This window comes from Mesorhizobium sp. M0715 (assembly GCF_040320355.1).
Classification (GTDB): Bacteria; Pseudomonadota; Alphaproteobacteria; order Rhizobiales; family Rhizobiaceae; genus Mesorhizobium.
This window is the reverse complement of record NZ_JAMYPL010000018.1, coordinates 89,269-114,023: the sequence shown is the minus strand read 5'-3', so window position 1 is coordinate 114,023 and position 24,755 is coordinate 89,269. Positions and strand designations below refer to the sequence as shown.

Annotated in this window: 23 protein-coding genes; 16 read left to right on the top strand and 7 right to left on the bottom strand. The window is 54.5% G+C overall.

Annotated features, from left to right (window positions below; genetic code table 11):
• Positions 1–85 precede the first annotated feature (85 nt).
• Together NKI21_RS21120 and NKI21_RS21115 are read right to left on the bottom strand one after the other, a co-directional pair.
• Complete coding sequence (locus tag NKI21_RS21120) at positions 86–2,377, bottom strand: AAA family ATPase (protein ID WP_352867131.1); 2,292 nt, start codon at positions 2,375–2,377, stop codon at positions 86–88.
• 143 nt (positions 2,378–2,520) lie between these two features.
• The gene (locus NKI21_RS21115; protein WP_352867128.1) at positions 2,521–3,006 is read right to left on the bottom strand and encodes a hypothetical protein; all 486 of its coding nucleotides are present in this window, start codon (positions 3,004–3,006) and stop codon (positions 2,521–2,523) included.
• Positions 3,007–3,197: 191 nt separating this feature from the next.
• Between NKI21_RS21115 and NKI21_RS21110 the strand changes: the two genes are divergently transcribed.
• The 11 genes from NKI21_RS21110 (at position 3,198) to NKI21_RS21060 (ending at position 15,313) form a co-directional block, all read left to right on the top strand.
• Entirely contained in the window at positions 3,198–4,898 is a 1,701-nt protein-coding gene (locus tag NKI21_RS21110; protein WP_352867125.1) for a RecQ family ATP-dependent DNA helicase, read from the top strand.
• Complete coding sequence (locus tag NKI21_RS21105; RefSeq protein WP_352867122.1) at positions 4,873–6,102, top strand: HNH endonuclease; 1,230 nt, start codon at positions 4,873–4,875, stop codon at positions 6,100–6,102. The genes NKI21_RS21110 and NKI21_RS21105 overlap by 26 nt, the downstream gene beginning before the upstream one ends.
• A gap of 204 nt (positions 6,103–6,306) precedes the next feature.
• Complete coding sequence (locus NKI21_RS21100) at positions 6,307–6,567, top strand: hypothetical protein (protein WP_127218519.1); 261 nt, start codon at positions 6,307–6,309, stop codon at positions 6,565–6,567.
• Positions 6,567–6,899 carry a His-Xaa-Ser system protein HxsD gene (hxsD, locus tag NKI21_RS21095; RefSeq protein ID WP_203277861.1) on the top strand — a complete coding sequence of 111 codons (333 nt, stop codon included), beginning with the start codon at positions 6,567–6,569 and terminating at the stop codon, positions 6,897–6,899. Before NKI21_RS21100 ends, hxsD begins: the two co-directional genes overlap by 1 nt.
• A gap of 31 nt (positions 6,900–6,930) precedes the next feature.
• A complete protein-coding gene (gene hxsB / locus NKI21_RS21090) occupies positions 6,931–8,349 on the top strand; it encodes a His-Xaa-Ser system radical SAM maturase HxsB (protein WP_352867118.1) in 1,419 nt (472 codons plus the stop codon).
• Between the two features lies 1 nt (position 8,350).
• Positions 8,351–9,511, top strand: a complete 1,161-nt coding sequence (gene hxsC / locus NKI21_RS21085) for a His-Xaa-Ser system radical SAM maturase HxsC (protein ID WP_352867116.1) — start codon at positions 8,351–8,353, stop codon at positions 9,509–9,511.
• Positions 9,512–9,631: 120 nt separating this feature from the next.
• Positions 9,632–11,137 carry an AAA family ATPase gene (locus NKI21_RS21080; protein ID WP_352867114.1) on the top strand — a complete coding sequence of 502 codons (1,506 nt, stop codon included), beginning with the start codon at positions 9,632–9,634 and terminating at the stop codon, positions 11,135–11,137.
• Positions 11,137–11,772: an HNH endonuclease gene (locus NKI21_RS21075; RefSeq protein WP_352867112.1), complete on the top strand. Its 636-nt coding sequence runs from the start codon at positions 11,137–11,139 to the stop codon at positions 11,770–11,772. Before NKI21_RS21080 ends, NKI21_RS21075 begins: the two co-directional genes overlap by 1 nt.
• 320 nt (positions 11,773–12,092) lie before the next feature.
• The gene (locus NKI21_RS21070; RefSeq protein ID WP_352867109.1) at positions 12,093–13,706 is read left to right on the top strand and encodes a DUF2130 domain-containing protein; all 1,614 of its coding nucleotides are present in this window, start codon (positions 12,093–12,095) and stop codon (positions 13,704–13,706) included.
• 5 nt (positions 13,707–13,711) lie between these two features.
• Entirely contained in the window at positions 13,712–14,668 is a 957-nt protein-coding gene (locus NKI21_RS21065; RefSeq protein WP_352867106.1) for a ParB/RepB/Spo0J family partition protein, read from the top strand.
• A gap of 84 nt (positions 14,669–14,752) precedes the next feature.
• The gene (locus tag NKI21_RS21060; protein WP_352867104.1) at positions 14,753–15,313 is read left to right on the top strand and encodes a hypothetical protein; all 561 of its coding nucleotides are present in this window, start codon (positions 14,753–14,755) and stop codon (positions 15,311–15,313) included.
• Between the two features lie 1,071 nt (positions 15,314–16,384).
• Here NKI21_RS21060 and NKI21_RS21055 read toward each other — a convergent pair.
• Genes NKI21_RS21055 through NKI21_RS21040 form a run of 4 tightly spaced genes read right to left on the bottom strand, consistent with a single transcriptional unit; the run spans position 16,385 to position 20,253 of the window.
• Positions 16,385–17,317 (bottom strand): hypothetical protein, encoded by a 933-nt coding sequence (locus NKI21_RS21055; RefSeq protein ID WP_352867102.1) that lies wholly within the window; start codon positions 17,315–17,317, stop codon positions 16,385–16,387.
• Between the two features lie 19 nt (positions 17,318–17,336).
• Positions 17,337–17,879 carry a hypothetical protein gene (locus tag NKI21_RS21050; protein WP_352867100.1) on the bottom strand — a complete coding sequence of 181 codons (543 nt, stop codon included), beginning with the start codon at positions 17,877–17,879 and terminating at the stop codon, positions 17,337–17,339.
• Between the two features lie 23 nt (positions 17,880–17,902).
• Positions 17,903–19,354, bottom strand: a complete 1,452-nt coding sequence (locus NKI21_RS21045; RefSeq protein ID WP_352867098.1) for a DUF2272 domain-containing protein — start codon at positions 19,352–19,354, stop codon at positions 17,903–17,905.
• 11 nt (positions 19,355–19,365) lie between these two features.
• Entirely contained in the window at positions 19,366–20,253 is an 888-nt protein-coding gene (locus NKI21_RS21040) for a hypothetical protein (RefSeq protein WP_352867095.1), read from the bottom strand.
• A 493-nt stretch (positions 20,254–20,746) separates the two neighbouring features.
• Here NKI21_RS21040 and NKI21_RS21035 point away from each other — a divergent pair, with 493 nt between their 5' ends.
• Entirely contained in the window at positions 20,747–21,292 is a 546-nt protein-coding gene (locus tag NKI21_RS21035; RefSeq protein WP_352867092.1) for a recombinase family protein, read from the top strand.
• 143 nt (positions 21,293–21,435) lie between these two features.
• Here the strand turns inward: NKI21_RS21035 and NKI21_RS21030 are convergent, their stop codons facing one another.
• Positions 21,436–22,212 carry a hypothetical protein gene (locus NKI21_RS21030; protein ID WP_352867089.1) on the bottom strand — a complete coding sequence of 259 codons (777 nt, stop codon included), beginning with the start codon at positions 22,210–22,212 and terminating at the stop codon, positions 21,436–21,438.
• A 59-nt stretch (positions 22,213–22,271) separates the two neighbouring features.
• Here NKI21_RS21030 and NKI21_RS21025 point away from each other — a divergent pair, with 59 nt between their 5' ends.
• From NKI21_RS21025 to NKI21_RS21010, 4 genes are all read left to right on the top strand, one after another.
• On the top strand, positions 22,272–23,195 hold the full coding sequence (locus NKI21_RS21025) for a restriction endonuclease (RefSeq protein WP_352867088.1): 924 nt from the start codon (positions 22,272–22,274) through the stop codon (positions 23,193–23,195).
• Between the two features lie 44 nt (positions 23,196–23,239).
• Positions 23,240–23,608: a hypothetical protein gene (locus NKI21_RS21020; protein ID WP_352867086.1), complete on the top strand. Its 369-nt coding sequence runs from the start codon at positions 23,240–23,242 to the stop codon at positions 23,606–23,608.
• A gap of 50 nt (positions 23,609–23,658) precedes the next feature.
• Positions 23,659–24,363 (top strand): HNH endonuclease, encoded by a 705-nt coding sequence (locus NKI21_RS21015; RefSeq protein WP_352867085.1) that lies wholly within the window; start codon positions 23,659–23,661, stop codon positions 24,361–24,363.
• 94 nt (positions 24,364–24,457) lie between these two features.
• The gene (locus NKI21_RS21010) at positions 24,458–24,655 is read left to right on the top strand and encodes a recombinase family protein (protein WP_352867082.1); all 198 of its coding nucleotides are present in this window, start codon (positions 24,458–24,460) and stop codon (positions 24,653–24,655) included.
• Positions 24,656–24,755 lie beyond the last annotated feature (100 nt).

Sequence of the window (24,755 nt, the reverse complement as noted above, 5' to 3'; positions counted from 1 at the left end):
TTTACACCGAACATGTCGGCGATTCGGGTCTGTCACCGCCCGCTATCGCTATGGCAATTGAAATTGCTACTCTATTTCAGCAGGGCTAGCGTCGCGACGCGAAGATCAGAGCTCGCTCCGCGAAGTCGGAAAGCTCGGCATCGTTGATCGCAGCCGTCTGCCAGGCCGGATTGGTGTCATGGTGAAACCGATTGGCGTAGTTAAGCAACAATCTAAGTTCGGCGATGTCGGCTGCCGAGAGTATTTCGTTAGGCCCGCCAACGCGCTGGTCGCATATCCCAATGAATGGCCCAAGAAGCGTTCCCGGCGGAAAGTTTTCTGGGTACGCGACACGCATAAATGACTCCAGGATGGGCCTTAGCGCCTGCGCTACCTCGCGTTCCCGAGCGGGATTGGCAACCTGCAAATATGCCCGTACGAGTTCATGGCGCTTGTCGTGCTCAGAAATACTGTCGCTGCGCACATCCCACACTGCGATTTCGGAACCGACCGCTGCTCTATTGATCCTCAGGGCAATGGAAGTGTTCCTGTCAGCCTGTTCCCAAAGGCTGCACAAGAACGGCTTGGAATGTGAGAGCACAATCACCTGACGCACCCTAGTGGCTAGCGCCATAATTTCCTCGCGCGTTCGCAAAGTGCGATGATCGTCAAGGCTTGTCATTGGATCGTCGATAACGACTATCTTGCTCGCAAGATTTGGGTCTTGTTCCAGCGACGCGAAAAAGAAAGCAAGGGCGAGCGTATTTCGGTCGCCTGCGCTAAGAGTGTTTCGGAAGGATGGGCCAGCTTCGGCTGTGACATCCACGTTTTGCTGATTGATGACGACGACGTACGACGCCGACGAACCCGATCTGGTATTGACCGACTGGACTTCCCCCAGGCGAAACGACGCGCCAAAGCGGCGCAGGTAGTCGTTGATCGCCGTCTCAAAAGCAGGGAAAATCTGTTGCCGATATTGATCTAGGGCCACGCGGGCCTGCGTTCGAAGCGCTTCCGTTGCTGTCTTCGCGGCCTTCTCTGTCAGATAGTTATCGCAGTGAGGCAAGACTTCTGGTTCGTATCGCGCCTTCTGCGCTCTTAGTTTGGCGAGGTCGGTGCTCAATGCAGAAAGGTCGTCTGCGGCGGCTTGCTCTTTGACGACTTCCAGATGAGCGTTGGCTCCGACTAGACGTTCGGAAAGCGCTGCGACTTCGGCGCTACGCGCGCGATAGTCGTGAATAGCCTGTCGTGTTTCCTGTGTGAGCGACATCGGTTCCAGCGGCGCAGCGGCCTTTGCGCGAAGCTGTTGGAGGACAGACTCTCGCGCGGCATTCCATTGCCGTGCGACCGCCGCAGTATCGATGTCGATTTCCGGCAGCTCCGCGAAGTCCTTCCAGAACTCATGCGCCTGCGCGGCTGTACGCACGTCGCGCTCGAAGGCAGAAGGGATGTCACCTGCATGGGTATCGCGTACCGCGATCCCGGTCTGCCGTATGGCGGCTTTTAGATCTTCATACGCTTGGCTGAAGTAAGCGCGGTAGTGAGCGATCAGATCGGAGCCCGCGAGGTCTTGCGCGCAGAATGGGCAAACCTCCCCTTCGTTTCCCTCCGAGGCAGGCGCGATGAGTGCCATGCCCTCGGATACCCAGTTTTCACCGCCGCGCCCCAGCTTGGCGATGTGGCTACGCACACGCTCGGCGGCGGCAGCTTCAAGATCGGCGAGAGTGCGCCTGAGTATATCATCGATACCATCGATGTCGAAATCCGGTAGGCGGATCGCCTGAAATCCGGATCTTTGCCTTATCGAGTCGGCTGACCTTGCCGCAGCCAGGCGTCGCTCGGCTTCCTGAATCTTCCGGTCTATTTCCGGGTCTGCTTCGAGATCGCAGAAGGCGTCAACCTTGTAAGGGCCTAGAGCTCCGGCGGGTATAGCGTCCGCAAGTTGGCGAAGCGCAGCGTTGTGTTGGTCAATTCGGGCAACATGCCCCTGAAGCGCGCTGTTGAGCGCAACGCCCTGAGCGCCAAGAATAAGCTCGTGTAAATTTTGGCGGTGTGCCGTTTGAAGTTCGATTCCCGAGCAAACATTCGCCGATACGAAAGCATCATCGAAGATTGCAACATCCGGCAGTGGTTGTGTCCACGCGCCATTTTGAAAAACGACGGTTCCTCCGGTATGGCGGAAGACGACGTGTGGCGGATGCTGTGCCCCGAGCCGGTGGCGCTCGAGAACAAGCCGAGGATTGCCGGTCGCCAAAGAACGCAGCACCGCCGCCAATGTGGTCTTTCCGCGAGCGTTTTCGCCATAGATCAGGGTGAAAGGCGTGAGTGCCGTCTGCGCCGGAGGGCTAAGATTGTCGAACAATCCGACATTTCTGAGTAGCTGAATGTGTTCGATCATATGGCCAGCCCTCTCCCACAATACGCTATCGACTGATCGTCGAGTGTTTCACCTTTGACAAGGCGTCGAACGGCGTCTCTCTCTGCCAATCAGGACGTATCTCGACCCATGCCACCAAATCACCAAGAGCGGAGCAAGCGTTGTCACTGGCCGCAGAACGAATATTGTTGGATCTGATATGTCGCCTCAGAAACCATGGTCAGGTTCCCCGACCCGACATCGTAGAAGCGCCGGACGCACGTGTTGTACGCGCCGTTGCTGGTGTCCATCCAGTCTGCTTGCAGCAGAGTGCTGTCGATACCGTAGCGGAGTTGAAGCTGATAGTTGTCCTCGCCGCCGAGTGGAAAATCGACCACTCTGCCATCACGGCCATCGATCAGAAACGCGAAAATACACGACGTGCCACAGCCGATTTCGATCAGGGTAAAGTGGCCGCCGTAGTTCGGGCCGGACTTCATACCGTTGCGAATCCTCGTCTTGAATTGGGCAACGGAGCCCGCAAATTTTGGCAGGGCTGACTTCCCTTTGAGATACATTTTTGTGGGATAGTCGCCGAATTTGGGCTCGGCCGCTGCCGGTGAGACGGCGAGGAAAATGGCGGCCAATAACGCTGAAATCAGTTTCACCATGCTGCCCAAATCCCCTTACCGGCACGGCAATGCCTCCGGTCACTAAACCTGTCAAGAGTTTCCTACACCCGGTTTTAACTGAGACCTCTCACTATTCCGCGTAGACTTTCGGTGCTTTCGAGGGACTACCCTGCCAGCTGCTGACTACATTGGGGACATTTGATCTGAACGTGCCATCCAATAGCTGGCCCATGATCCGGCAGCAGGTTTTGCAGCGCGACGGCTATTGCTGTGTGTCTTGCGGCATCAAGCTCAAGTCGGCGGATGCGGACGTCCACCATTTGCTCCCTCGCTCGATGGGCGGAACCGACGAAATGTCGAACTTGGTCACGCTCTGCGACGGCTGTCACGCCCGCCATCACCCAAACTTAGCTGGTGGTCTAGCGAGAAGAGCCATAGAGAGATGGGCTGTGCGGCTCGCAAGATGGCTGGACCGTGAGGGCATAGTAACCGAAGCGACGGGCAACTTCGGACCCGCACTACGCCTGTTTGGCTTGGAGCGATTTCGCCACGGTCAGTTGCCGATCATATTGGCGGCGCTTTCGGGAAAATCCGTCTTGGTTGTCAGCCCTACAGGCTCCGGCAAAACCCTATGTTTTCAGCTTCCCGCGGTGCTGAGGCGTGGAGTCGCCCTTGTTGTTTCTCCCTTGAAGGCGCTGATGTCCGAACAGGTGTCCGACCTTCTGGCCAAGAAAATACCGGCAACGTTCATCAATAGTGATCTCAGCCGCGAAGAGAGGGAGACCCGCTTTTCTCTGCTTGGCCTGAAGGCCATAAAACTCCTCTATGTAGCGCCGGAGCGGTTTTTTGTTCGTAGCGACGCCGAGCGCAACCAGCTTAAGCGGAGCGAACCGTCCTTTTTGATTATAGACGAGGCCCATTGCGTTGACCGCTGGGGTGAGGACTTTCGCCCCGAATACGGGCGTTTGCGCGAGGTTCGGGAAAAGCTCGGTGCTCCCCCAGTCTTGGCTTTCACAGCTACCGCTGGAAAGGAAATGCAGGACCGGATTCTCGCCTCGCTTGGCATCCCGGACGCGAAGGTGTTCGTCCGCGATGTGGATAGGCCAAACATCGCGATGTTGCGACGGCATTGTCGATCTGAACAGCGGGCGCAGGAAATAGCATCCATGCTGGCGCTGTCCCAGTTGAAGGGGCAGAAGGCGATGATTTTCGTCCCTACGGTAAAAGTGGGTGACGAACTGCGGACTGCTTTGTCGGCGATGGGGTTGGACATCCCATTCTATCATTCCAAGCTGGGAACTGCATGGGAGAGGCAGGAACTCGTGAAGCGCTTCTTGGGGCAGAGCCGCCCAGTGGTCGATCAGATTGTTTGCACCAACGCCTTTGGCATGGGCCTCGACGTTCCTAACGTGCGGCTGGTGGTGCACTGGCAACAATCAGCATCTGTTGAAGACCTGTTGCAGGAGTTTGGCCGCGCTGGAAGAGATGGGAAGCCGTCGGTCTCGGTCATGTTCCACGACGGTAAGGGCCGAGGTGATACGGGACGCCTCAAATTCATGGCCGAGATGACCGTTTCGAATGCACCGGGGGATGAACACCAAAGAGCGGTCATGCTGGAGCAGCGGACCCGGAACATCGATCAAGTGGCCGGGATGCTCCGCTCGACTTCTTGTTTTCGTAAGTCGATCCGCAACTATTTCGGCGATAGCGAGAAACGGCACAACCTGAGCCTTGCAGAGCGGATCCTTGAATGGGTTTTTGGAACACGTGCGCCGAGAACCCACCACACCGCTTGCTGCGATAGCTGCGACGCTGAATTGATTAAGAAACACGGTGCAGCCGCGTATCTTGCATGGGTCCTTGGAGGTGAAATTCCGCGAAAAGGTCGAGGACAAGGGGGAAGAGATGGCAACCACAGAATGGACAACTGACGAGCTTGCAGCTGCCGTAGAAGCCTATCTTCAGATGCAGGAACTCGAACGTCGCGGTGAAAAATACAACAAAGCGGCCGTTCAGCGCATGTTGGTATCAGGGCCAATCGCGTCCAGAACGAGCACAGAGCACCGTATGCAGAACATCTCGCATGTGCTCAACCTGATGGGCCTTCCTTGGATAGAGGGATATAAGCCCTTGCCAAACGTCGGTACGCGCACCATCGAAGCTCTGCAAAAAGTAATTGAGACCTACACGGCTGCTGATGCGGCCCCGTTGCCGTTGCGCCCGCCCTTGCCCACCGAGACATTACGCAAACTTCCGCCCACCGGCTATTGGATGTTCGTTTGCAACCGAACAGTGTGGCATGGCGAAGCATGGCTTCGAGACGCTGGAACGACCGTGCTCTACAAAGTTTCCGATCATAACCACAAGGAAATGCAGGCAGGCGACCTCGGCGTCCTGCGCATCAACGCTCGGAGGGGAAAAAGAGCAGCCGCATCTCATCCAGCTGCGGTTTATGCAATAGTCGAGGTTCTGGGCTCTCCTCGTCTTCAGCCGGACGATAGCGAGGCATATTACGCGAATAGGGCGGACGCCCGGGCAGTCGTATGGCGCGCTCCTTTGAAGCTGCTCGCCAATCTCGTCGAAGACCCAATCGCCGTTGGTGGGCTGCCTAACAACGCGGACTTCCGGCATTTTAGATTGCCGATGCCGAGCGCTACCATCCCGATATCTCGACGGGCATTCTCAGAGGTGTATCGCCGGGCCGGTTTGACCCGCCTCGACCTCACGGACGAGCAGAAAGCCGCGACCTCCAAGGGCATTAAGATGCTCGAACTCGAGGCGTCGAAGTCCGATCCGGTGCGCAAGTCTCGCATCAGCAAATACATTGAACGCGGCCCAATTGGTCAGAAAGTGAAGGAAATTCGAGGCTGTCGCTGCCAGATTTGCGAAGCCCTCGGGTTTGACCCGATTGCGTTCCTTCGCAAAGACGGAACTCCCTTTGCGGAAGCTCATCATGTCCAACCGGTCTCGCTACTGATGGCTGGCACATTGGCCGCTAACAATATCATGGTTCTGTGCCCCAACCATCATCGACAAGCTCATCTAGGGGATTTCGAGGCCTTGGACGATGGGGGGCACCAATGGCGTATTAGGATTGATGGCCGCATTCTAACGCTGACTAAAACAGCTCTGTGAATGGGAAGAAGCCTAAAACGGAGACTCTCGCCGTCGAGTGCAATCGTTCACCACTTTCAATTGTGAGCTACGGAATAAAGCTCCATCGACAGTGCGCAATATTTAAGTGGATCATTAGCACTTGCTTAATAGCAGTTGTATCACAACACTTGCTCTGACGGGCTCCGTTTGATATTGAGTCGGATGCAAACGGGGGTTTGGATAATGTCGAAGCGCAATTTCCTGTCACCAATGGCCTTGTCGGCCACGATGATTCTCGGCGGCCAGGTTCAAGCTGCGGTCCTTGTCGAATCGGCAAATCAGCCTTCGGCCAAGCTCGCTGAAGCTGGCACTGTTCCGGCGGACCTCGGCTACGGTGAGGTGCTCGATCGCTCAAATGGTACAGACGTCATCATGGCGTACCACACTAGCCATTCAAGCCATGCTAGTCACGGCTCTCACTGCTCTGGCTACAGCTATTGTTGATGTCGGACACCTCTCGCGATAGCGAGCTCGTCCAGACTGCCCAAGTCAAGTTTGATCTGTCAGTCTTCAGCCTCGACTGTGTGAAGCGCGCAGCGTATCGGGTAACCGGAAACGCTGCGGTTGAGATCACGATCGAGGGCGGCTTCGCAGTATGCACGATCAACTTCAGTAAGGCGGCCGTGCAAGCTTCGGCCGACGCAGCGATAGAGAGGCTGCGACTAGAGGTCTTGGATCAGGACCTGCGTAGCAGCATCGCCGCCGAAACCGCCACGGTTAGAAACGCGATACTGGCGCTGGCGTTTTCCAGATCGGGCCTACAGTCCGATGACTAAGTTTGCTCCGGCAACTGAGTTCCAACGACCGTTGGACGACACATACCAACTCGCGTACTTCCGTTTTTCCCAGTTGGACGACGAGCGGTATGTGCTGACCAACCAAGCGGGCGAATATCTGGTATTGCCGCGCGCCGTGCTGGCTTCGTTTGTTAAGCACGAGCTTCCCAGCGCACACCCCGTTTACTCCCGCCTGCGCAGCAGGCAGTTCCTCTTTGATGCATCCTCCAATATCGGCAAGGAGCTGCTGGCGCTTAAGGTTCGGACCAAGGCAAAGAGGCTTGAGAACTTCACCTCGCTCCACATAATGGTCGTATCGCTGCGTTGCGAGCACTCCTGCCCCTACTGTCAGGTATCCCGTCAAAGCGAAGATCGTTCAGCCTTCGATATGTCAGAGGAGACTGCCGAGAAGGCGTTGGCGCTCATTTTCCAGTCTCCAAGTCCGGCTATCAAGATCGAGTTCCAAGGCGGCGAGCCGCTTCTGAATTTCCCGTTGATCCAACACGTCGTGCATCGGGCTGAAGCGATCAACAAGGTCGCCGGGCGGTCGCTGCAATTCGTTATCACGACGAATCTCGCTGTCGTTACGGACGAAATCTTGGAGTTTTGCCGCGAGCACAGCGTCCTAATTTCTACGTCGCTTGATGGTCCGGCCACTCTTCACAATGCCAATCGACCGCGCCCGGGAAAGAACAGCTATGAATTGGCTGTGGCAGGTATCCACAAGGCCAGACTGGCTCTCGGCCATGAACGCGTCAGCGCACTTATGACGACGACCAAAGCCAGCCTTCCACTGGTGCGCGAGATCATTGACGAATACGTGCGGCTAGATTTCCCCGGAATATTCCTTCGGCCGCTCTCCCCTTACGGCTTCGCGGTCAAGACGAAATCGTACGCTGCCTATGACGTGGACCACTGGCTCGACTTCTACTTCGACGGGCTGAATTACATCCTGGAACTGAATCGGAACGGCATTCCTTTCAAGGAGTTTTACGCGGCCACCATCCTTACAAAGATGCTCACGCCTTTCGAGCCGGGATATGTGGACCTGATGAGCCCGGCAGGCATCGGTATCTCCGCCGTTGTCTATAACTATGACGCCAGCGTCTACGCATCCGACGAAGCGCGCATGTTGGCTGAGATGGGCGACAAGACATTTCTGCTCGGGAACGTCCACGAAAACACGTACGCGGAGATTTTCGGGTCTGACGCTCTCCTCGATCCTATTGAGCAGTCCTTTGCCGGGTCCGCTCCGATGTGCGCCGAATGCGCCTACGAGCCTTTTTGTGGGTCTGATCCCGTATTCCACACTGCAACGCAGGGCGACTTTGTTGGCCTCAAAACGCGATCCGGATTCTGCAATCGCAACATGTCGATCTTCAAGAGGCTGATCGACCTTATGGATAGGGACGTTACCGCCCGAGAACTCTTCCTAAGTTGGGCGAATTAGGATGTTGCGACTGAGTGGCTTCGCTGCGTCAGCAAGCGTCGGTGATTTCTCACAGCGAGTGGCACTTAGGCTCGTGACGGGCCAAGCTGATCAAGCGCCTAACCCGGAGCATGATGCGTATCTTTTCAAAGGGCAGGCGTTTCATTCCGAATGCCAGTGGGTTGTCACCTTTGAGGAGCATCGGCCGGAGGCTGAGCGACTGTTTTCAGACCGACGACTAGTCGTGCTGCCCCAAGAGTTCGACTACCTCAGCGAGGGAGACGTTATCCGCTTTGTGCCGGATCGGAAGGCAGTGCGTGTCCTGTTCAGAAAGGATGCCAACGCGAACTATTTCCTCGTAACGGAGCGGTGCAACCACCTGTGCTTGATGTGCTCCCAGCCACCCAAAGACGTTGACGATCGCTGGTTGGCGCGGGAGATTTTGGATGTGCTGCCCCTGCTGCCCGCAACGACCCCGTTTCTCGGAATCACTGGCGGTGAGCCAACGCTGGTGGGTGAGGATTTCTTTGACATTCTGGCCTCGGCTCGCGACCACCTTCCTAACACGCCAATTCATATTCTTTCCAACGGCCGAACGTTCAAGGACAAGGCCTTTGCGGAGAGGTATCAAGCGATTGGACACCGCCGCCTTTCGGTCGGCATACCGATCTATTCCGCTGATCCGGAAGTGCACGATTACGTGGTTCAGTCCAAAGGCGCTTTTGACGAAACGATCCGCGGGATCATGAATTTGAAGTCAGTTGGTGCCGAGGTCGAGATACGAGTCGTCGTTCATAAGCAGACGTATGAGGGTCTCGCTGACTTGTCGGATTTCATTTTCAGGAACCTAACCTTCGTCGATCACGTGACGTTCATGGGCCTCGAGATCACTGGGTACACGAGAGCAAACATGGATAAGCTCTGGATGGACCCATACGACTATAGGAGCCAGCTGCGCGCGGCCGTGCAATATCTGGCTGCGGCTCGGATCAACGTTTCAGTCTACAACCACCAGCTTTGTCTTCTGGATAGCTCCATCCATAGGTACGCAAAGCGGTCGATCAGTGATTGGAAAAATGAATACGTTGAGGATTGCTCCGGTTGTTCCAAGCGCGCTGATTGTGGCGGCTTCTTTTCCTCGAGCAGTCTCGCACGAAGTTCTCACATTGCAGCTTTCCAATAAGCGGCGGAGTGGCTCGATCAGATGCTCGACTTCAGCTATCCGTAATGCCCGCTCGAGGCAAGAAGCCTCCGCCGACAAGCCAAGAGAAACAGACTCTAACGCGATCCGCCGAAACGACTGATGTACGCCGAAAAAGATTTTCAGTTACTCGAAGCGCGAACGGCTGATGTTCAGGTAAACATGCCATGGCGGCGTGATAGGCCTTACATTAACCCCCACGCCACATTCCTGAAGGAACCGCGCTCTCCCGTTGGTAGCGAGCACGAGCACGTGACCGCTGTAATCGGCAAGAACGGTACTGGGAAGTCACACCTGCTGAGTGCCATCGTACAAACTTTTGTGGAATTGGAAGAACTGCGGATCGGGAAGCGAGGCAGACTCCGTCCGCTCCCGCTCGATCATCTTACTTACCGTGTCGACGGTCGACTCTGCTCATTGGATCAAGACGTACGCAAAAGGGTTCGCCTACTGGTTGATGGAAGTGTAGTAGATATACACTCGCTTCCTCTGCCACGGCGCGTTGTGGCGCTGACCATTAGCCCCTTCGACAAGTTTCCGGTTCCTCGTACCTTGCCACATTCCGTGGCGCCGTCCGAGCCGTCTATGTATCAGTATTTGGGCCTGCGAGATCGTTTTGGCAGGGCTTCGATCCAGACTCTATTGTATAGGTCCTTGAGCAGCCTATTTGACGCCCGGGAAAACGAAGCCCTTCGACGCAGCAATATTGGTGCCGTGTTCGATTTTCTGGGGCTTAAGGCCACCGTAAACGTGATCTATCGGCTGCGCACAACGGAAAAGCTTCGCAACGCATTGAACCGGGGTATTCACCTAGGTGACCTCGGAGTTCTAAGCCCATCCCAAACGCAGCGCTTGCAAGAAGTTGAGCGGAGCGGCGTTTCGATCCCAGAGATTCGGATGCTCCTTGAGCTTGCGGTAGAGAAGGCTGAAAGGGGCCAGATCGCAACGAGAGCCGATTTTGAAGCTGGCGGCATACTCGACGACTCGTTTGCACGCCTTCAGCCACTTCGAAGGGTAGGGTTTTTGAACCTTACTGGCGTGGAAGTGACGCACAAGTCCGGATTGCCATCGAATCTGTTGGCGGCAAGTTCAGGTCAACTAAGTATGGTATCCGCACTGGTAGCGCTCGCCTCAGTAATACATAATGGGAGTCTTGTTCTCATTGATGAACCGGAGTTGAGTCTACATCCGGAATGGCAGATAAAGTACGTGGACCTGCTGGTAAAAACGTTTGCCCGGTACCACGGCTGTCACTTTGTGGTTGCCACCCACTCTCCGATGGTGATCTCGGAGCTTCCTGCACACGCAGAGGTCATTTCACTTGATCGCGAGCAACTGCCGCCCGCGAGTGAGCTAAGGGGGCAGTCTGCCGACTATCTGCTTGCTGAGGCTTTCGGCCTACCGACAAACGGCAATCTTCATGTGAAGGAGCGCATCGTCGAGGCGCTAAGCTTAGTTGCCAATGGAAGAGCTCGTTCGAAGGAGTTCGACGGTGTCTTGCTGGAGTTGAAAAAGTTCGAACACGATTTGGATGACGAGGATCCGTCCAAGGCGATCATCAACAGCTTGACGGACGTGGCCAATCACGCTGGAAACGCGGTCGACTGATGACGCCTGTTGAATACTCTCCTGCCAGTCAGGCTATCGTCAAAGCGTTTGAGGCTGTTCCAGAGGAAAATCAATCCGCAAGCTACTGGAGTAATGACGAGGTCGAGCCTGTTCGTGCCGAAATTAAAGACCACTATATTCTCGAACAGCTCTATCACTGTGTCTACTGCGCCCGGCAGATTGTAACGGCAAACAAAGCGCTTTGGGATGCTGAGCATGTCATTTCGCGATCCAAGGCCTCGCGATTTATGTTTACGCCGCGAAACCTTGCCGTCTCGTGCCGCGATTGCAACAATGCGAAAGGGGATAAAGAGATCCGGAGCAATCCGAAGCGTAAGTCGTTCCCGGATGGTTCTGGTCACTACCTCATTGTTCACCCACACTATGACACCTACGCAGACCACATCAGATGGTTCGGCGACATTTGTGCCCCGCTCTCGGAAAAAGGTACAGAGACGCTGGTGGTTTGCAATTTGACGCGCTTTACCGCAAAACTCTTGGGTATTAAGGGGATCATCAGTGACCCGAGCTTTGACGAACAGGTTGGACAGTTGATCAAGGCAAAATCGAAGTTAGAGGCTCTCAGTAGGATTGCTGCTATAACCGTCTATGTTGAAAACATACCCCAAAAATAGAGGGTAGTACCAGTCCGCTCCAAGTCGCACCGGTGATCTGCAAATTCAGCGACATGTGATCAACGCTTATCCTCCACTCAGAATTGAGCGCATACATCGCCAGAGTTGAGTACGTCCGGTTTTGGCACCAGCCGTTTCGGCTTTTCTGCCAGCGCGATTGGTTTCGCATTCGTTTTCCTGTTTCGCTCACAGCGGTGCTCTAAGCGGGCCAGCAATTAGCCCATCATCCCCCAAGTCTGTCAGCATTTATGATCGGCCTTGACTTCTCGTAGAAATAGGAGAAAATAGGTCCTAGTTTTTCCTAACCTTGGGAGTACCCGATGCCTGCGGCCCCTTCGCCAGTGCTTAAGCCAGCAGTTCATTCTCATTTCCACTTCGACGGACAGACTTGCCCCTATTGCGATCAGGCGATCCCGGAAGATCGGATAGAGGAGATCAGTGGGCGTATTGAGGCTCGCGCTCGGGAACGGGTCTCGGAGGAAACAAGCCGCCTTCGCCAACAGTACGCCCGTGAGAAATCGCAAGGGGAACTCAAGGCTAAAGCCGATCTTGAGCAGGCCAAACAGGAGGCCGAGGCTCGAGAGGCACTGATCCGAGTAGACGCTGTGCGCGGAGCGAATGAAGCAGCCCGCCTCAAGATTGTCGAGGCACAGAAAGCACAGGCGGATGCCGAGCGGGCGAGAGCTGGCATCGCAACCCAGTTTGAAGAGATGCGCGTCAAGAACGAGGAGGCAATTGAGCGGTTTCGCCGCGAAGCCGCCGACCGCGAGGGAGTAGTTCGCGCGGAAGCGGCCGCAGCTGCCAAGGACGTGTTGCGGCTAGAGATGGCCGCCGTCGAGGGTGCCAAGGCCGAAGCCGAGGCCGCTCGCGATGGTTTAGCCGCTGAGCTCGAGGCGGAACGCGTCCAAAAGGCGGATGACATCAGCAAGTTGATCCAGAATGCTGCCGCGCGCGAGGTCGAGATCCGCGAGGAAGCAGCAACGGCGGCGCAAGCCAAGGCCACCGAGCAGATATTGGCGGCAGGAAAAGCCAAGGATGAGGCCGAGCGTGGCCGCATTGCCGCCGAGTTGGCACTCAACCACAAGCTTGCCGAACGAGCGATAGAGCTTGACGTGATGAAGGAGGCTCATATCGGCGAGCTCAACGCCCAGCGTGAAGTACTTGAGAAAGACAAGGTGGCGGCAGTCAACACGGAACGCGCGAATGCACTGAATGCAAAGATGAGGCTGGAAGCGCAACTTGGCGATATGCAGCGCAAACTTCAGGAGAAGACTGCAAATGAACTCGGCGAGGGGGCCGAGCTAGACCTCGAAAACGTCCTGAGGACTGCGTTCGATGGTGACCGCATCCGTCCCGTGCCCAGAGGCACCAACGGTGTCGATATCATTCACGAGGTCGTGGAAGGTGGGAAGGTCGTCGGGAAGATCGTCTATGACAGCAAGAACCGGGGCAATTGGGCAAGCGAATATGCGGTAAAGCTTCGCAAGGATCAGATCGCGGAGAAGGCGGACTTCGCAATTCTCTCGACAAACAAATTTCCCAAGGACAAACGGGAGATTTGTACCTTTGAGGAAGTCATTCTTGCTTCCCCAGCGCGCGTTCTTGCCTTGGCGGAAATCCTGCGCGCGCGCATCGTCGAGCATCATGAATTGCGTGTGGGATCGGTTGAGCGCGAAGGCAAGATGGTGGAACTCTATGATTTCATCAACTCGCCGTTCGCGCGCCAGCTTCTCGGCGCCGTAGAATCGCTTGTTAGCAAGATGGATCAGCTCGATGCCGACGAGCAGAATGCCCATCGGAAGGTTTGGGACAAGCGCGCCATCTTGCGTCAAGCGATCCTCAAGTCCAATGGCGACTTCCGCTCGCAGATTCGTCGGATTGTCGGCGTAGTAGACGACAACGCCAGCGACGGCGACGCCGTCATAGAGGAGTAGTGCCGATGACCCGCGCAGAGCACCGCGGCCCCGAACACGGGAAGGTTGTCGGATTCAGTCTACAAGAACGCCGACTGGGGTCTACGGTCTTGCGAACGTATCGCACGAAGGTCGATCTCGACACCGTGGTTCCCAACGAACGGCAACCGCGCCTAGGCCCAAAGGAGGATGAGGAACTCCAGCTTCAGATTGAGGCGAATGAGGGTATCTTCGAGCCCTTGTTAGTCGAGCCCCATCCTGAGCAAGAAGGCAAGTTTCGGATCATCGACGGCGAGCGGCGGTGGGTGAATTCGAGTGTGCTCGTCGCGCAGGGGCGTGAGCAATTCCGGCATATCCCAGTTGAAGTGACCGACCGGCCGCTGACCGATGAAGAGCGCCTTCGAGTGTGGATCTACATACACCGTCAGCGCAAGGAATGGGACGCGAAAGAAAAGGAGATGGTCGCTTATCGCCTCGTTGATCTACTTGGTCGCGCAGGGGCCGCCAATATCCTCGGCATCAGTGTGAAGGAACTTGAAAAGCTGGTGCAGATTTTCGAAATGTCGGAGAAATTCACAGGTCTTCGCGATCCGAGCGGCGCTATTACGTGGGCTCGTGAACTTATGGGCTTGAGCAAGAAACTTGTGACCCCGGCAGTCGTTGACGCTGTGGTGCGCAAGGTGGCGGAGCGTCGTATTACGAACTCGAAAGAGCTTCGGAAACTTCGGACCATTCTACCCGATCCGGTGGCTCGCGCCCACTTCCTCGCCGACGAGGGCGATATTGATTCTGCTATGCTTCGGCTCGGCCCTGCGCCTAAGAAGAAAGGCGGCCTTGCATCCGACCTTGAAACTGCAGTGGAGGCGATGAAGCATGTTCCTTGGACCGCGCTCGCTGACCTACGGGGTGACCCTGAGGTGTTGAAGAAGATCGACGAGGCTGAGGCACTTCTGAGATCTTTGCGCAAAGCCCTGTCTACATAGCTATTGATCGTGGCATTCAGGCTTGAACGGGTGTCAGCCGATCCACGAGCGAGGTATCGGAGATGATGTCAGGGAAAAAGAGGCTTGGCTAACTGCCATATTACACGGCTCTATGCCGCGTTCTTTAACTTGCGCCGAGACGCAATCCGTAAGATAATTATTTCGCAGCAAGCAATGAGGTCAGCCATGCGCCTACTACCTCTCGGAATCGTGGCGTTTTTGAATGTTTCTCCTGCGTTGGCGCTTGATTGTACCGGCCTAACACCTCAACCCCCTAAGGACACTACGCAGTCTTTTACTGGGAAGTTGGATGCTTCGGTGGACGGATTATTCGCGAAATTGGCATCTGTGGGAACAAAGGTCGAGGGTACCTACGTCGAGGTCGCCAAAAACGTCCTCGTAAACTTCCCTGAGGCTGACAAGCTTTACATGTGGGAAAGGGTTCTGTTCCTGCAATGCCAGCTTATAGGCGATGCAAATGACCTCAGTAGCAAAGAAAAATTGCAGATGGTCACTGATTTGTATCCGAAAATCGACAGCGTCCCGACTGTTCCTGGTCCATCAATTTCAAATAGCGGCAATGGCAATGTGATTAATCAGGGGACGGGGAACTCCGTAACAGTTACAACCACAACGACGAAATAATTTCGATGCGAGCAAGGTTTATCGCAATTCTTTTTAGGGGGAAATCTGTTTGGCTTTCTCTATGTTTAATTTTTTTCGCAGAGATTGCGGCCTCTCAGACTATAAATAACTCGGGGTTTTGCAATATAATAAGTCAAGGAAATAACAATACTGGCATTTACGTACAATATTGCCCAGATGGAAAGCCAAGTGTAACTATTCTTGACCCGCCATATCTTTGGCTAGGAATGGACCTCCAAGAAGCGAAGAAAATTATTGGCGCCAGGAGCCCTTTCGAAACTACCAGTGACGGTCTAACCGTCGTTCTAGCCCATGGAACGCTGTTTGGGTTGTCCGGAACGACTCGATATGGGTTTGATTCCAACAATAAATTGGCATGGATGTCGGTTGAAAATCAATGCACTGAGACTCGGGATGACTATATTTCGTCTCAGCGACCTCCAGACCTCAATCCTGATTGGCTTGAATGGCGTAATAGCTCCGACTATCACCTTTCGTATGAAGCTACGACGGATTGCTCTAAAATCGAAGGCGTGCCAGACACTCTGGCTAAATTCTTCGGGTCAGCAACTGAGAACAATTCTCTAGGCGACGATGGTCCTCGCGCAGACGAGATCTGCGAAGGCCTTGACGCGAGACCGCCATATTGCACCGACACGGGCGCACACCGGGACACTTTCTCAAAGGAGTTCCTAGGACCGGATCGCCTTACAGGAATTGGGTACGAGCTTCGGAAACTGACGATGCATGGAGTGGTCAAGAAAGGAGATTACTATCCCACTGTTTGGAGACGAGAGCTGGTCGAAACCGTGTCGGTTTGGGGACCTGCTGGCAAGCCTTACTTTGATCCAAACGTGTATGGCCCCTTTCGGTCCTACCTACAACCTACAAGGTGATAGTCTGCCGAGCAGCGTAGTAACATAAGGGTATACCCAGATGTGCGGACTCGCGAAATCTGACAATCGCAGGGGGATGGTCTCCGCCACCCTGCCTAGGGAAATGCCCAGCGCAGTTCGGACCGTTGAGCGTCGACCAAGGCGTCCGAAGCCGGAGTGGCTCCTGCCGAGTTCTCTAGATATCGCCGCCGCTTCCATTGTTTGCAATAAGTGCATTGATATACTTAGCATTATTATTAAGTACGTCTCCTGTGATGCGGACAATTACCTTTGCATTATTCCCACCGGATAACCCGTTGTACGCATCAAGAGCATACTGGTTAATCGCAAGAGCCTCATCGAGTCGTTTCTCCCTGATCAACTTTGGAACAAACGATGCCATTCTTACGGGCTCTTCTGAATGGTCCTTCAACGTCTCGCCTATCTTCACCGTATCTAAAGGCTTGAAGATGCTCGCCCGCTTTCCGCCCTTCACCTGAGCCATTAACTCATTCAAAGCATCAACCAAATCTGGCTCCAAGCCGTACGGGCTGAGCTGAATCGCGCCATCCTTGCGATAATAGAGCCATCTATTGGCGATGAACCAACTATTTAGTGCCTGGAGATCCGAATCGGACCAACTTCCGTCATTTGCTCTGAGCCAACGCGATACGGCACCGCAAGCTGCCATGATCTTAAATGCCTGCTGCTGAGTTGAAGGGTTCGTCGCGTTGCAATTTGCCTGCAGAATAGCTACTACATTGTCTTTCGACACTGCAACACGTAAGAAGTCCACCTCGATTTCCTGTTTGGCAAAAGCCGATATCAGGAATACAGGGAAGGAGCTTTCCGTCTTATCAGCCCAGCGAACATATACGGCGTAAGGCTGGCCATTCAACGCTCCAGGTTCTACCGACGCAGACCTTATATCCTCACCAACCTCCTTAGAGATTACTTTGCTTTGAAAGCCACGGGAAACTCCAACCTCCGTGGCGTCGGCTGCCGGAGAAGCGGAATAATTCACGACAATTTGCGTGTCTGCCGCGTTAGCGTCAGGGTCAGCTGCCCACAATGGACCACCTGCGGAAAACAGGCAACAGGTGGCATAAACGGCGACAATCTTGTTCATCGGGGCTCTCTGGCGCGAATCAGTTGGCGCTATCCTTTGAGATGGACTTTAATCCGACCAACATCATTACATACGACGAGAGACTTGTCGCTGTCTCAACAAAAAAACTTGAGATAGATGGCGTTCCCGCTCCATTTGCCGCGGCCGCAAGCTGGTCAACCCTCAGATCGAACATCAACGCGTTGGATACACATGCGAGGACTCCCAAAAGTGGGATTACAAATAACGCCGACCCCCACTTCGATATATCTATCGATCGGTAATTCACCGCAGTAATTGCAGTCGCAACAGGCAAAATTAGGTTTTTTATGGAGCCCGTATAACGCGCTGGATCAGCCGATATTGTCTGCATTGTCTTCACAAGAGCAGATCCAATCTTGCCGTCCGCCTTGTACCATAAAATGTCCGCCAACGCCAGGAACGTCACCCACAGAATGGGAGCGCAGTAAAAAGCTAGTAAAACTATCAGCAATATCATCTGTTGCCGCATCTGACTCGGAATATAGCTCTGACTCGGCAGATTTTCGACTTCGATATTGGTATCTGGTTCAAATGTCGGCACTTGCTAACCCCTTGTTGCACTGCTCAGCCGACAAGTCCTGATGTTAAGCCCTTATCGAGCTTTCCTTGCACCTTGGAGGCTGCTTCGCCTTTGGTTATGTAGCCATCACCGTTTACGTCCAAGCCGACATTCTGCGAGTAGGCCTTTGAGCCTGAGGAAAACAAGACATTCGCTTCCGGCTTCCCTATCGCCGCTGGGTAGAGGATCGCCATATACATGTCCGACAGGCTGCCAAATCGACCCGAATACGGGGAGAGATATTTTTCCACATAGAATAGTTGTTCTATCTGAGACATTGCGGCCAGCTGTTGGAGCGATGTACCAAGTCCTTCTGCGGTGGATTTCATGAACTGGATCAAGCCAGTCGCTCCACTTTTAGGATTCTTTTCGCTGGGAGAGAACGTCTCTGCCGACTCGAACGCCATTGCCGCCATTAAGTGACTAGGATCGCATCCTATGCGTTTTGAGAGTGCAATGACAGCTTGCTTGAACTCGGGTGTGACGACTTTACCCCACGCTATCCGCTCAAAGGCGATGTATGCTGAGCCATCTGCATCGCCCCCAGGACTAGTCGAAGTGCCTGGACTATCCGCAACCTGGGCGGCGGTTGACAAGGCAGTCTGAGTGACAGCAACTCCAATCCTGCATTGCATCGTAGAGAAGAGAGTCTCGCCGCCGATAGATATCGGAGACATGAAGCCATTCGGCCCCAGAGAGATGGGTCTCTTCGTGACGGAGTTGCCTATGTTCCCTCCAATCACCCATACTTTGTCGGGTTCAACCGCGACTACGATGTCACAATGACCATGATAGTTGCCTGCAGCTTGACTGTCATAGTCGATCCCCGGCTGCCGAGCCCAGCATAGAAGATCTCCGACCATCGGCCTATACTCATTGAGTCTGTAAGCCCAGAAGCCCGCGTCAGACCCGCTCAGCCTATCTCGAATCGCCTGATAGATATAAACTGAGTGCAGAGTAGAATATCTGAAACGGCTTCCTGCTTCAGATTTCCTCATCACCCAAGAGATAAATGCTGCTGACCAAGCCATATCGGTGTTGGTGCCATCGACCCCGGTCGTACCCGTTCCTTCGTCAAAGTATCTCCCGATGCGCTGCGCGTAATTCGGTTCTAACTCTTTGTGTCCTACCACTACTGCGTTACCGGCAAGATCATACTGCTGGCGGCCGAAGAATTCCCACTCGCCCGTGCAAACCTGCAAAACTCTCCCTATAAAATCTCCCCCCGTGGTCGGCAGGGGCGGTGTTGAAGCGGAAGGCTGAGGTGTTGCAATGGTGGTGGCTGGCTGCGTTGGCGCGGAAGGCTGTGGCTGCTGATCTGGGTAGGTTGCAACCAACGTAAGCCTACCCGATGCTCCGGGAACAATCGAAACAGAAGCCCCGCCCCCTTCAAAAATTATTTTCATCTGCTGGGCGTCAGACTCACTGAGATTTGTAACAACGACTGGAGGCGACATAATAAACTCCTTTACGGTGTCAATCCGACTTCATGAGCCAACTCTACGGCTAGACCGCTGTAACGGGGGTCGCCGACTATAACAGCAAGCGGAACCGTAACCTCTGGATGTTTCCTCAGCGCGAGTTTTAAATCTTGATCAAGCTTAACATTATATTTTCCACCCCTAGTCAATTCGTTTCTAAGCAATACCTGCGCAGCGGAGTTGGACAAAGCGAAGACGATCGCCTCCTGCTTGTTATCCTGGGCGGTCTGCTCTGCCGCACTGATTGTCGCTTGCGCTTTCAGTATTGCGCCTGGAATTGTTCCGGCTCGGTAGTATTCTTCAATATCCGACAGAGCCAAGGCGATCGGGTAAACGGCGTCACTATCCCCCAAGTGACGCATGATATTCGACCAAACAACATTTCTGTTAGTGCGCATCTGAGTCTGAAGCAGCTCAATCGAGCTTTTTCGCAGTACTTCATCTGCATAATTTGCTTTTACTCCGGTAACACCCGCAGCTGCCGCAGACAGGATATTCTTGGTGCCTACCGGTGCGAACAATGATGCCGCCGAATTGAGCACTATGTTTGCATCTGCTGCTAGGACGCCGACAGACTGCTGCTCCCGCGTCAGTGACGCCTCATAGTTTGAGTAGGCAATGTCAATCGCGTACTTTCTTGCTGTGATATAGTTGTTACGATATCCGACCCGCTCTTCAGGGGAGAGGCGAAGATATTTGTTGAAGTCGGGTAAACCCAGCTGAGTTCGGAGGTTGGCGTCTTCTTCTGCTGACGTAAAGAGCCTGTGAGGGCCCTGCTCAAGCGACGGAGTGCAAGAGGATTGGCTTGCCACCGCAAGCGTCAGCCAGAACGCGCGCAACAACGAGCGTCGATGCAGACGCCAGGACAAACGCATTTGTAACACCCCTTACCTTGCTTGATTCGATCCATAAAATACTTTTTGTCAAGAGGTATTGTGGATTTTGCGTCTGAAAATAATTCCCTGACCAACCTCCGTTGCAATCTCGCTCTATAGGAGACCTAGCTCTACTACTGTTGTGGGCTTCCAAATCATATTTGTGCGGCGAGTATTGCTGCGTAACATATCGCTTTCGTTCCTTTTTTCATCGATGATATGGCTTCGCAACGAGCGGGGCGTTCTTCTTGCGGGTCATTTTCCGAGCAGGTCCCGAGCGGGCCGACATGGCGAGTTGGTATGTTGTTCTTGTCCCTTTCCTGCATGACCGACGCTGTATGGCTTGGCTATAAGTGGTCACAAGCGGTCTTGTAAAAGCAGGGTATGCCCTGAGGTGACGTCACACGCCATTACAATGGCCATGTAACATCTGAGTTGACACTGGCTATTTGTGACAGGGTAGCCTCGGGCTTAAACCCTGAGGTGACGTCAAATGAGCCGTATAGGCTATGCCCGCGTCAGCACCATCGACCAAGATCTTGAAACTCAAGTGGCCAAGCTGAAGGCCGAAGGCTGCAGCATCATCCGATCAGAGAAGGTGTCTGGGGGCACCCGCGAAGGCCGGGCTGAACTTGCGATCATCATCGATTTTCTGCGGCCGGGAGATGAGTTGGTCGTCACGCGCCTGGACAGGCTTGGTCGCGACACGCGCGACGTTCTGAATTTGATCCATGAATGCGAGCAACAAGGGGCCTACGTTACCGTTTTGGACCCACACGTCTCCACCCGTGGCGAGATGGGCCATATCGTCCTGACCGTCCTTGGCATGGTCGCACAGATGGAGCGTCGATTTATCAAGGATAGGCAACGTGAAGGAATTGAAAAGGCCAAGGGCACAGGTATCTACAGGGGCGGTAAACGGCGGCTTGACCACGAAGCAATCCGGGAACGCTACAAGATTGGCGAAAGCCCCACGACCATCGCGGCGGCGCTTGGTTGTTCGCGTATGCAGGTCTACAGAATCCTCGCCAACTTGTAGGCGGGCAGGTCAAAAACTCATCAGGTGGCGTACTCGCGCGCATATCAATCAACAAACTCTGTACGTGCTTGCGTGGATCGACATTGCGGTTACGCGATCCATCTGGCGCCGTGAGATCAGGGCCAGTCGTCGTTCAGTGACTGCTATGCCAGTTGCGAGACCAGCATCCTTAGACGCGCGTTAGCGGCGTCAAGGCTGATTGGATCTGTCTTCGCCGACAATGCCGCGCGCGGTTTCCGCCCCAGGAAATAGGCGATGCGCTCCGCGTTCGCGCCGCTCGGATGGGGCAGTCCATCGAGAACTCTAGACTGAGGGATAACACCGGACCTCACTAGGTATTGGATTCCGGTTGCCGCCTTCGGACCAAGCGGGATCCACACAGCTCCTGGTAGCGCAGCTGCTTCCTCGCTGAGGCATTCATCAAGCATTCGGCGAAGCGACGGATGAGAAGTCATCGCGGGCTGCCCGTTGTAGTTCACGCCACCAACGAACACGGGGTAACGGAGTGCCGAAGTGAAATGGACCATCTGCTGGTGCGACGACCACAACCCTGCCGTTGACTCGATACCCAGCCACGTTGCCAAGCCGATCTGATCAAGCATTGCAACAAGATTGGTACGCATCGGCCCCGAGAACGACGCGAACACCTTCGCAGCTGCAAGGGCCGCCTCGTCGCTGTCGCCAGCAACTAGCCTTCGACGAAGCTCCACCAAAGCATTTTTGGCCTGTTGCGCGCCCGGAGTTATACCGACGATCACAACCCGGGCACCATGCTGGATGTGGTCGAAAGGCGCGTAGCTAACCACAACATCGCCGGTCCTCTCCAGCGCAAGCTGGCCATCCAGCGTTACGTCAGAGAGTAAGAAAGCCTCGGGGGTGGCGCGGATGAGCGACGAGAATCGGGCAAGATGCATGGACATGTTCGCCCGTACACTATCATGTAGTTAGGAAGCAACTGGCTGATGGAGTGCTGCTGCCGATGCAGATCGATCCCATGCACGTGAGATATATAAAACTAGGAGAGAGTGGGCGGTGGGCTCCTACATCACTTAGCCAAGGCAATGTTTCATTTGGATACCATTCAATTCCCCACGAGACTTGCGAAGCCAAGGACTGGGACAGCGTTTGGCACATGTTATCAGCCCGCAAATCGGCCGGGGCTCAGACTGCCGGTGTGAACGAAGTAAGGGCGTTCTATGAGCTGGGTTCAGATTGCCTATGGATAACGTTTGCCGACGGTCATATGTACTGGTCCTTTTCAGAACCAGAGGTAGTGTGGCTTGGAGACGGCTCGGACAAAGGCCCTTCTCGCATTAGGAAAACTATTGGCAGCTGGAATAGAACAGACGTCAATGGACGCCCGCTTCGAGTAGCAGAACTCAGTTCCAAGCTTACAAAAGTTGGCAACTTTCGCGCCACGATCTGCAAAGTTGAAGCAGAGAAATATCTGCTACGTCGCATCAATGGCATTGAGGAGCCCATCGTTGCTCGCGCAAAGGGGATTCGAAAGGAGATGCTCGACGTTGCCTCGGACATGATTAAAGGGTTGGATTGGGCGCACTTTGAGACGCTAACGGATCTAATTTTCACGCGCTCTGGTTGGCAGCGATCAACGTTGGTGGGCCAAAATATTGCAGACGTCGACATGGTAATTGAGCAGCCCACAACACGGGAGACGGCGTTTGTGCAAGTGAAATCGCAAGCGGGGCAAGGCACATTGGACCAATATCTCAAGCTGTTTCGACGCAGCGGGTATGACCGCTTTTTCTTTGTATGCCATTCTGCGCATGGGAAGCTGTCGCTGCCTGCGGAGCCAAACTTGCACCTGTTTGAGGGGGACCGCCTTGCAGACGCAGCTGTGAAGAATGGCTTGTTCGACTGGTTGGTAGACCGTTCCGGCTAGGACTCGAGCCCCACCGCTAGCACTAATACCGCAAGGTTTGCGCCATGTTCAAATTCTTGATTGTTGCCATTGTCCCGTTTCTGCTCGTTGGTGAAGCTGCGGCCAGCGAAGTGCTGTGGGGCCGGTCTGCGCTGGATAACGTGATCGTCTGGAGGGATCAGAAGGCCTATACACAAGCACGGCGAACCAGCGAGCTTGTGTGGCCTGATTTGCTGAAGGATCGACCAATCCTACTTTCTGACGTCACACGCCTTCTCAACTTGGCAGCATGCGTGGTTCCGGCGGGAACGTTAATCAGCAAAAAAGGGGCCGAGAGAGAGGGTCTGATTGAGGTGGAAATTGACCCAGATCAATCCGGTTTCGGTGACACTCATTGCAAAGGCGTCGTAGAAAAAGATGACGTGCAGCGCTAGCAGCCGCGATCACTGTCGAACGCGGAATTAGGCTAGCGAGAGGAGGAAGAATGGCAGCTGACATAACAGAACCTGAGTTTCAAGACGTTCTAAAACATCTTCGTCAACGCCCTTTTTCCACACTGCAGTTCATCAAAAAGCTGGGCGAACGACACCCGACTAAGTGGACGGCGATTGAAAAAGCATACGGGGCTGGCGGGATTGGTGCGAAAACGCACTTCAGTTCATATTCCCGTATCGGTCACACATTGGCGAGGTATGCCCGCAAAGGGCGGCTCGAAAAGCTGGACAACCAACCCGCTCCTAGAGGATGGGGTAGTCCGGTCATTCGCTACTGGACCGATGAACTTGGATCGACGGGTCAACTCTTCCCAGATGAAGTTGGAGATGAAGAAGGGTTCTGGGAGGGTGCTCGAACGAAGGTCTTCGTAAATGCCTACGAGCGAAATGCGGAGGCGAGAGCGAAATGCCTAAAACTATTCGGACTGGCTTGCATGGCGTGTGGAGAGGATTTTTCGAAGAAGTATGGCATCCATGGTGCGGGGTTCATCCACGTCCACCACCTTACCCCGCTGAAAAAGATTGGCCGCGCGTATCAGGTAAACCCGGCTAAGGACCTGCGGCCGGTATGCGCCAACTGTCATGCCATGATTCACCGTCGCGAACCCATGCTCACAATCGAACACCTAAAGGAATTGGTTCAGGCCGCGTCAGCACCGTCGACCGGGACGCCAAAACGCAAGTCTCCAAGCTAGAAGCTGCGTCATCATTCGTCGGAGAAGATTAGCGGAGCTAGCGCGACGGTCGTGTGAGCTTGCCACCATCATCGACTCTCCGGCCGGTGATGAGTTGGTCGTCACTCCGCTGGACCGGCTCGGCCGCGATACGCGCGACGTCCTCGACCTGATCTATGAGTGTGAGCAGAAAGCAGTGTTTGTCACCTTTCTCGACCTGCACGTTTCGACCAGAGGCGAGATGGGTCACGTAGCGCTCACCGTCCTTGGCATGGCTGCGCAGATGGAGCGGCGGTTCTTCAAAAAGCGGTAGCACGAAGGTATTGAAAGGACGAAAACCGTCGGCAACGATAAAGGCGGCAAAGCGAGGATTGACCACGAAAAGTTCTTGAAAATGTATAGATCTGGGACGA

Coding starts and splice junctions, on each gene's coding strand:
- NKI21_RS21025 (WP_352867088.1), top strand. CDS start 22,272: ATGCAGATCGATCCCATGCACGTGAGATATATAAAACTAGGAGAGAGT.
- NKI21_RS21040 (WP_352867095.1), bottom strand. CDS start 20,253: ATGCGTTTGTCCTGGCGTCTGCATCGACGCTCGTTGTTGCGCGCGTTC.
- NKI21_RS21055 (WP_352867102.1), bottom strand. CDS start 17,317: ATGAACAAGATTGTCGCCGTTTATGCCACCTGTTGCCTGTTTTCCGCA.
- NKI21_RS21075 (WP_352867112.1), top strand. CDS start 11,137: ATGACGCCTGTTGAATACTCTCCTGCCAGTCAGGCTATCGTCAAAGCG.
- NKI21_RS21020 (WP_352867086.1), top strand. CDS start 23,240: ATGTTCAAATTCTTGATTGTTGCCATTGTCCCGTTTCTGCTCGTTGGT.
- NKI21_RS21100 (WP_127218519.1), top strand. CDS start 6,307: ATGTCGAAGCGCAATTTCCTGTCACCAATGGCCTTGTCGGCCACGATG.
- NKI21_RS21035 (WP_352867092.1), top strand. CDS start 20,747: ATGAGCCGTATAGGCTATGCCCGCGTCAGCACCATCGACCAAGATCTT.
- NKI21_RS21045 (WP_352867098.1), bottom strand. CDS start 19,354: ATGTCGCCTCCAGTCGTTGTTACAAATCTCAGTGAGTCTGACGCCCAG.
- hxsD (WP_203277861.1), top strand. CDS start 6,567: ATGTCGGACACCTCTCGCGATAGCGAGCTCGTCCAGACTGCCCAAGTC.
- NKI21_RS21065 (WP_352867106.1), top strand. CDS start 13,712: ATGACCCGCGCAGAGCACCGCGGCCCCGAACACGGGAAGGTTGTCGGA.
- NKI21_RS21080 (WP_352867114.1), top strand. CDS start 9,632: ATGTACGCCGAAAAAGATTTTCAGTTACTCGAAGCGCGAACGGCTGAT.
- NKI21_RS21070 (WP_352867109.1), top strand. CDS start 12,093: ATGCCTGCGGCCCCTTCGCCAGTGCTTAAGCCAGCAGTTCATTCTCAT.
- NKI21_RS21120 (WP_352867131.1), bottom strand. CDS start 2,377: ATGATCGAACACATTCAGCTACTCAGAAATGTCGGATTGTTCGACAAT.
- NKI21_RS21015 (WP_352867085.1), top strand. CDS start 23,659: ATGGCAGCTGACATAACAGAACCTGAGTTTCAAGACGTTCTAAAACAT.
- NKI21_RS21030 (WP_352867089.1), bottom strand. CDS start 22,212: ATGTCCATGCATCTTGCCCGATTCTCGTCGCTCATCCGCGCCACCCCC.
- NKI21_RS21115 (WP_352867128.1), bottom strand. CDS start 3,006: ATGGTGAAACTGATTTCAGCGTTATTGGCCGCCATTTTCCTCGCCGTC.
- hxsC (WP_352867116.1), top strand. CDS start 8,351: ATGTTGCGACTGAGTGGCTTCGCTGCGTCAGCAAGCGTCGGTGATTTC.
- NKI21_RS21105 (WP_352867122.1), top strand. CDS start 4,873: ATGGCAACCACAGAATGGACAACTGACGAGCTTGCAGCTGCCGTAGAA.
- NKI21_RS21110 (WP_352867125.1), top strand. CDS start 3,198: ATGATCCGGCAGCAGGTTTTGCAGCGCGACGGCTATTGCTGTGTGTCT.